The sequence below is a fragment of the Mesorhizobium sp. Arg314 genome (assembly GCF_053714275.1).
On sequence record NZ_JBSKBP010000014.1, the window covers coordinates 178,532 to 185,856 of the forward strand.

Annotated in this window: 5 protein-coding genes; 4 read left to right on the forward strand and 1 reads right to left on the reverse strand. The window is 64.5% G+C overall.

Features of this window, described 5'->3' with window-relative positions; all coding sequences use genetic code 11:
- Positions 1-4 precede the first annotated feature (4 nt).
- Positions 5-1,429, reverse strand: coding sequence for an allantoinase PuuE (gene puuE, locus ACWGS9_RS17555; RefSeq protein WP_454506438.1), 1,425 nt, complete (start codon positions 1,427-1,429; stop codon positions 5-7).
- 177 nt (positions 1,430-1,606) lie between these two features.
- Here puuE and uraH point away from each other — a divergent pair, with 177 nt between their 5' ends.
- From uraH to xdhC, 4 genes are all read left to right on the forward strand, one after another.
- Entirely contained in the window at positions 1,607-1,981 is a 375-nt protein-coding gene (gene uraH, locus ACWGS9_RS17560; RefSeq protein WP_320212969.1) for a hydroxyisourate hydrolase, read from the forward strand.
- Positions 1,982-1,984: 3 nt separating this feature from the next.
- Positions 1,985-3,460, forward strand: a complete 1,476-nt coding sequence (gene xdhA, locus ACWGS9_RS17565) for a xanthine dehydrogenase small subunit (protein ID WP_454506439.1) — start codon at positions 1,985-1,987, stop codon at positions 3,458-3,460.
- Positions 3,461-3,713: 253 nt separating this feature from the next.
- A complete protein-coding gene (gene xdhB, locus ACWGS9_RS17570) occupies positions 3,714-6,077 on the forward strand; it encodes a xanthine dehydrogenase molybdopterin binding subunit (protein ID WP_454506440.1) in 2,364 nt (787 codons plus the stop codon).
- A 114-nt stretch (positions 6,078-6,191) separates the two neighbouring features.
- Positions 6,192-7,193 (forward strand): xanthine dehydrogenase accessory protein XdhC, encoded by a 1,002-nt coding sequence (gene xdhC, locus ACWGS9_RS17575; RefSeq protein ID WP_454506441.1) that lies wholly within the window; start codon positions 6,192-6,194, stop codon positions 7,191-7,193.
- The last annotated feature ends 132 nt before the right edge of the window (positions 7,194-7,325 follow it).

The following is a 7,325-nucleotide window of genomic DNA, read 5'->3' on the forward strand; positions in this document are numbered from 1 at the left end:
GGCGTTATTGCGGCAGCATGTCTTTCAGTCGAAGCAGCGCGATGCGTTCGACCTGATGGCAGGCGGTTTCGAACTCGGTGCCGCGGCTGTTGCCGATCCGCGCCTCGAACTCCGCCAGGATTTCGTCCTTGGTCTTGCCCTTGACGGCGATGATGAAGGGGAAGCCGAAGGTGGTGACGTAGGCGGCGTTGAGCTTGGAGAACAATTCGCGCTCCTTGTCGGTTAGCGCGTCGAGCCCGACGGAGGCTTGTTCCTTGGCCGATTCCGGCGTCAGGCGCTTGGCGTTGGCCAGCTTGCCGGCAAGGTCCGGGTGGGCGTTCAGCACGGAAAGCCGCTCGGCTTCAGTTGCTGCGCGAAAGATGCGGCAGAGCGCGTTGTGCAGGCCGCCCGCGCTGTCATGCGCCGGTCCAAGCTCCAATTCGTAGGCGCGCTCGGCGATCCACGGCGAATGTTCGAACACGCCGCCGAAGGCATGCACGAACTCCTCGAACGTCATCCGCGACGGGCGCAGCGCCGGAGCCTCGTAAGGATGCGTTTCGCGCCAGTGCCTGGCGATGTCGATGCGCCGCGTCAGCCACACTTTGTCATGCGATTTCACATAGTCGACGAAGCGTTTCAGCGCCGCGACGCGGCCCGGACGGCCGACCAGCCGGCAATGCAGGCCGATATTCATCATGCGCGGCCTACCCGCCTTGCCCTCGGCATAGAGCGTGTCGAAGCTATCCTTCAGATAGGCGAAGAACTGGTCGCCGGAGTTGAAGCCCTGCGGCGTCGCAAAACGCATGTCGTTGGCATCGAGCGTGTAAGGGATGATGAGCTGCGGCTTCTCCAGCCCGTCGCGGTCGAACCAGTAGGGCAGTTCGTCGTCATAGGTGTCGGACACGTAGTCGAAGCCGCCTTCCTCGGCGACGAGCCGCACCGTGTTGACCGAGGTGCGGCCGGTGTACCAGCCGGTCGGCCGGGCACCGGTCACCTCGTAATGCAGCCGGATCGTATCTTCGAGATCGCGCCGCTCGTCCTCGGCCGCATGGTCGCGATAGTCGATCCATTTCAGCCCGTGCGAGGCGATCTCCCAGCCGGCTTCCTGCATCGCCGCGACCTGGTCGGGCGAACGGGCGAGAGCGGTCGCGACGCCATAGCAGGTTACCGGCACCTGCGCTTCGGTGAACAGCCGGTGGAGCCGCCAGAAGCCGGCGCGGGCGCCGTATTCATAGATCGATTCCATGTTCCAGTGGCGCTGGCCGACCCAGGGAGCCGCCCCGACGATCTCAGAAAGGAAGGCTTCAGAAGCCTTGTCGCCATGCAGCACGCAATTCTCGCCGCCTTCTTCATAGTTGACGACGAACTGCACCGCGACATACGCCCCGCCGGGCCATTTCGGGTCCGGCGGATTGGCCCCGTAACCGCGCATGTCCCTGTCGTAACGCATTGCCGCTCCTGCCCGATTGTTGCGTTGAAGATATCGAAAGGAGTGCTGCTGCATTCCCCCGAAAATTTTTGAAAGTGCTTTTTGCCGCACTCCGCTCGACCCGGGCTTATGCATCGCCTTTAATTGGCGCACAATTGACTTGAAAACGTTGAACTGTACCGAGATGGGAGGCGGCCAGTGGCAGAAACGTCGAAAGCCGATGGCGGGCGCCTGACGACCCATGTGCTCGACACGGCGACCGGCCGGCCGGCAAAGGGCCTGTCGATCGGGCTTTTCCGCATCGAGGGCCAGAGCCGCACGCATCTCAAGACCGTTGCCACCAACGATGACGGCCGCTGCGATGCGCCGCTGCTTGCCGGTGCCGATTTCCGCACCGGTGAGTATGAGCTGGTTTTCGCTGCCGGTGATTATCTGCGCGGGCAGGGTAACAGCCTGCCGCAGCCCGCTTTCCTCGATATCGTGCCTATCCGCTTCGGCATGGCGGAAGAGCGGCACTATCATGTGCCGCTCTTGATTTCGCCCTATGGCTACTCGACCTATCGGGGGAGCTGAGACATGGCAGAGACCCGCAACGAGATACGCTTCATCCTAAACGGCGGCGATGTGGCTCTGAGAGACGTCGCACCCGACGCGACCTTGCTCGACTGGCTGCGGCTCAACCGTTCGCTGCGCGGCACCAAGGAAGGCTGCGCCGAAGGCGATTGCGGTGCTTGCACGGTGCTGGTCGGCAAGCTCTCCGTCGAAGGCCTGGTCTACGAGAGCGTCAATGCCTGCATCCGCTTCATGGGCTCGCTCGACGGCACGCACGTCTTGACTGTGGAACATTTGCGCGGCGATGGCGAAAAACTGCATCCGGTGCAGCAGGCGATGGTCGATTTCCACGGCTCGCAATGCGGCTTCTGCACGCCGGGCTTCATCATGTCGCTCTATGCGCTGTGGATGAGGACACCCAACCCGTCCGATGCGGCGATCGAAAAGGCGCTGCAGGGCAATCTCTGCCGCTGCACCGGTTATGAGGCGATCATGCGCGCCGCTCGTGCCATTTCGAGCTACGGCAAGGCGGCGAAGGACCCGCTGGCGGTGGAACGCAAGGACATTACCGCGCGGCTGGAAGCGCTGCGCGACGGCGCCAGGGTCGAGGTCGGATCGGCCAGGAAGCGGTTGATCGTGCCGGCTGACGTCGACGATTTCGCCGCCGCGCTCGAGAAGGAGCCGGGCGCCATCATCGTAGCCGGCTCGACCGATGTCGGCCTTTGGGTCACCAAGCACATGCGCGACATCTCGCCGGCGATCTTCATCGGCGGTCTCGACGGCCTGCGCGCGATGTCGGAGAAAGATGGCGTTATCACCATCGGCGCCGGCGTCACCTACACCGAAGCCTTCGAGACGCTGTCGAAGCGCATCCCCGCCCTGGGACTGCTGGTCGACCGCATCGGCGGCGAGCAGGTGCGCAACATGGGCACGATCGGCGGCAACATCGCCAACGGCTCGCCGATCGGCGACACGCCGCCACCGCTGATCGCGCTTGGCGCGCGGCTCACCCTGCGCAAGGGTAAGGACCGCCGCACGATCCCGCTCGAAACCTTCTTCATCGCCTATGGCAAGCAGGATCGTCAGCCCGGCGAGTTCGTCGAAGCAGTCCATGTGCCCATGCCGGCCAGGGGCGAAAAGTTTGCCGTCTACAAGGTGACCAAGCGCCGTGACGAGGACATCACCGCGACGCTCGGCGCCTTCCATCTGACCTTGGCCAAGGACGGCACCGTGGCCGATATCCGCATCGCCTATGGCGGCATGGCCGCGACCCCGAAGCGCGCCACGGCGGTTGAGAATGCGCTGATCGGCAAGGTCTGGAACGAAGCGACGGTGGAGGCCGCGATGGCCGAATATGCCAAGGATTTCACGCCGCTGACCGACATGCGCGCGACCGCCGAATACCGGGCGCTGGCGGCAAAGAACCTCTTGCTGCGCTTTTATGTCGAGACGACGGGAACGAAAGCGCCGTTCCAGGTGTCACGCAACGAGGCGGCCTGATGCGTCCGCAATCCAGCATATCGAGGCAAAGCGCCGGACGATCGCGAGTAGCCCCCTTCTCCCCGTTCACGGGGAGAAGGTGCCGGTCCACCCTCCGCAGCTGCAGCGCAGATGCTGCGGAGGACGGGCAGGCAGATGAGGGGCAGCGCCATCGCCGATCGTTTTTCGCAAACTCGTCAATGTCGGCGCTGCCCCTCATCCGACCCTTCGGGCCACCTTCTCCCCGTGAACGGGGAGAAGGGAAGGAGGCTGAATGAACAAGCATGCCACCCCCAATCTCAAGGCGGAAAAAATCGTTGGCGGCGTCGCTACCGATCAGCGGCACGATTCCGCGCACAAGCATGTCAGCGGCACCGCCGTCTATATCGACGATATGCCGGAGCCCGCCGGCACGTTGCATGTCGGCCTTGGTCTGTCGAAAGTCGCGCACGGCACCCTGAAAAGCGTCGACCTGTCGGCCGTGCGCACGGCGCCCGGCGTCGTCGACGTGCTGACCTATGCGGACGTGCCCGGCGAGAACGACGTTTCGCCGAGCAATATGCATGACGATCCGGTGCTCGCCGAAGGCAAGGTGCAGTTTTACGGACAGCCGATCTTCGCGGTGGTTGCCGAGACGCGCGAGGAGGCGCGCCGCGCCGCGCGTTTGGCCAGGATCGAGTATGACGAGCTTTCGGCCGTCATCGACATCTGGGATCTCGACCCGGTCAAGGACAAGCAGGTCACCACGCCGCTGATCCTGAAACGCGGCGACGCTGCGGCGGCGATCGCGGCGGCACCCCGGCGCATCAAGAACCGCATGTGGCTCGGCGGCCAGGACCATTTCTATCTCGAGGGTCAGGTCTCGCTCGCCATCCCCGGCGAGGATGACGAGGTCATCGTCTATTGCTCGACACAGGGGCCGAGCGAGACGCAGCACCTGGTGGCGCATGCGCTCGGCGTGCCGAGCCATGCCGTGACGGTCGAGGTGCGCCGCATGGGCGGCGGCTTCGGCGGCAAGGAAACCCAGGCCAACCAGTGCGCCGCGATCGCCGCGATCGCCGCCAAGAAATTGAAGCGCGCGGTGAAAATCAGGCTCGACCGCGACGAGGACATGACCGCCACCGGCAAGCGGCATGATTTCGCGATCGATTACGAAGTAGGCTTCGACGACGAGGGCAACATCCTCGGCGTCGACTTCACCTATGCGCTGCGCTGTGGCTTCTCCGCCGATCTTTCGGGCCCGGTCGGCGACCGCGCGCTCTTCCACTGCGACAACGCCTATTTCTATCCGGCGGTGCATGCGAAATCGGCGCCGCTCTACACCAACACCGTCTCCAACACCGCCTTCCGCGGTTTTGGCGGTCCGCAAGGCATGGTCGGCGCCGAGCGCATCATCGACGAGGTCGCCTTCGCCGTCGGCAAGGACTCGCTCGAAATCCGCAAGCTGAATTTTTACGACCCGATGGAGGCCATCGGCGAGCGCTGCACCACGCCCTATCACCAGAGGGTCGAGGACTGCATCATTCAGCGCATCGTGGCGGAGCTGGAGGAAAGCTCGAACTATGCGCGGCGGCGCCGCGAGATCAGCGCCTTCAACGCCAACAGCCGCTTCATCAAGCGCGGGTTGGCGATGACGCCGGTCAAGTTCGGCATCTCCTTCACCAAGACGGAGGCCAACCAGGCCGGCGCATTGGTGCATGTCTACGCCGATGGCTCGGTGCATATGAACCACGGCGGCACCGAGATGGGCCAGGGCCTGCACCTCAAGGTCGCGCAGGTCGTCGCCGAGGAGTTCCAGATCGATCTCGACCGGGTCAAGATTACCGCGACCACCACCGCCAAGGTGCCGAACACCTCGCCGACGGCCGCCTCCTCAGGCGCCGACCTCAACGGCATGGCGGCGCAGGATGCCGCGCGCCAGATCCGCAAGCGGTTGACCGACTTCGCCGCCGACAAATACCAGGTGCCGCTCGACCAGGTCGTCTTCCTGCCCAACCGGGTGCGCGTCGGCAACCAGGAACTGGCGTTCGACGATCTGGTCAAGCAGGCTTACATCGCCCGCGTCCAGCTCTCGGCGGCCGGCTTCTACAAGACGCCCAAGATCCATTGGGACCGCAGCAAGGGCCGCGGCCATGCTTTCTATTATTACGCCTATGGCGCGGCCTGCGCGGAAGTCTCGGTCGATACGCTGACCGGCGAATATGTCGTCGAGCGCACCGACATCCTGCACGATGCCGGCCGCTCGCTGAACCGGGCGATCGACCTCGGCCAGATCGAGGGCGGCTTCATCCAGGGCATGGGCTGGCTGACGACGGAGGAATTGTGGTGGGACGACAGCGGCCGGCTGCGCACGCATGCGCCATCGACCTACAAGATCCCGCTCGCCTCCGACCGGCCGAAAATATTCAATGTCAAGCTGACCGACTGGTCGTCTGCCTACGAACCGACCATCCACCGCTCCAAGGCGGTCGGCGAGCCGCCGCTGCCGCATGGCATGTCGGTGCTGCATGCGCTGTCGGACGCGGTGGCCAGTGTGGCCGACCACAAGATCTGCCCGCGCCTCGATGCGCCGGCCACGCCGGAACGGGTGCTGATGGCGATCGAGCGGCTGAAGCGGGAAGCCGCGAAGCCGGCCTGAATCCGGCTAAACGTGCAAATCGGGGCGCAAAACGCTATATTTCCCAGCGCATGAGCCTGAAATCGGCATCGATTTCGGAAAGGGTCATGCGCCGAGCAGTCGGAAATGCAGACGATGAACTCGAAAGTGCAAGAGCTGAAAGTGTTTCTTGGCAAGGCCGGCAGCGCCGCGCTCGTCGAGGTCGCGGCCACGAAAGGCTCGACGCCGCGCGAGGCCGGCGCCTTCATGCTTGTCTCGGCATCGGCCATTTTCGGCACCATCGGCGGCGGCCAGCTCGAATATATGGCGATCGACAAGGCGCGGCAGCTCCTCTCCCCCCTTGAGGGGGAGATGGCGGCAAAGCGGCCAGAGGGGGGCTTCTCAGAAGGCGCCACAAGGGCGTCGAGCGCCGCACCGGCGACCCCACCCGGCGGCTCCGCCGCCACCCTCCCCTCAAGGGGGAGGGGAACCCGCATCGAGGTCGATGAGATCTGCGCCACCCTCGACGTCCCGCTCGGGCCGGAGATCGGCCAGTGCTGCGGCGGCCGCGTCGAGGTGCTGATCCGCCTCGTCGACCAGTCAATCGAACAGGAACTGATCGCCAGCGCTGAATCTGAGGAAGCGCATCTGCCGCATGTCTATCTCTTCGGCGGCGGCCATGTCGGCCAGGCGCTGGCTGCTTCGCTGGCGCTCCTGCCGATCCACGTCGTCGTCGTCGAAACCCGATCCGAAGCATTGGAAGGCATGCCGGACACAGTCGAGACGCAGCTGACGCCGATGCCCGAAGCCGTGGTGCGCGAGGCGCCGGCGGGATCGGCCTTCGCCGTCCTCACCCACGACCATGCGCTGGATTTCCTGATCGTCGCCGAAGCGCTGAAGCGCGACGACACGGCCTATGTCGGCATGATCGGCTCCAAGACCAAGAAGGCAACCTTCAGGAACTGGTTCCTGAAATCCGCCGAGGGCAGCGATGCGCAGTTCGCCCGGCTCGTCTCGCCGATCGGCGGCAATGCCGTGAAGGACAAGCGCCCGCCGGTGATCGCGGCGCTCGCCGCCGCCGAGATCATGACGGCGCTGGTGTCGCATTCGACCCAGGCATCGGCGTCAGCTGCGCCCGAAAAGGCGATGGCCGGCTGATCCAGACGGCCATGCACGAGTAGCCGCGTGGCTATTCCTTTTCCTGGGTATGCGCCTCTAGAGCGGGATGAGATTAGTGTTGGTCATAGCCTGAGTTTTGGAAATAGTGTGAGCACTCTGTCGGTGTGACGC

Coding starts and splice junctions, on each gene's coding strand:
- puuE (WP_454506438.1), bottom strand. CDS start 1,429: ATGCGTTACGACAGGGACATGCGCGGTTACGGGGCCAATCCGCCGGAC.
- xdhA (WP_454506439.1), top strand. CDS start 1,985: ATGGCAGAGACCCGCAACGAGATACGCTTCATCCTAAACGGCGGCGAT.
- xdhB (WP_454506440.1), top strand. CDS start 3,714: ATGAACAAGCATGCCACCCCCAATCTCAAGGCGGAAAAAATCGTTGGC.
- xdhC (WP_454506441.1), top strand. CDS start 6,192: ATGAACTCGAAAGTGCAAGAGCTGAAAGTGTTTCTTGGCAAGGCCGGC.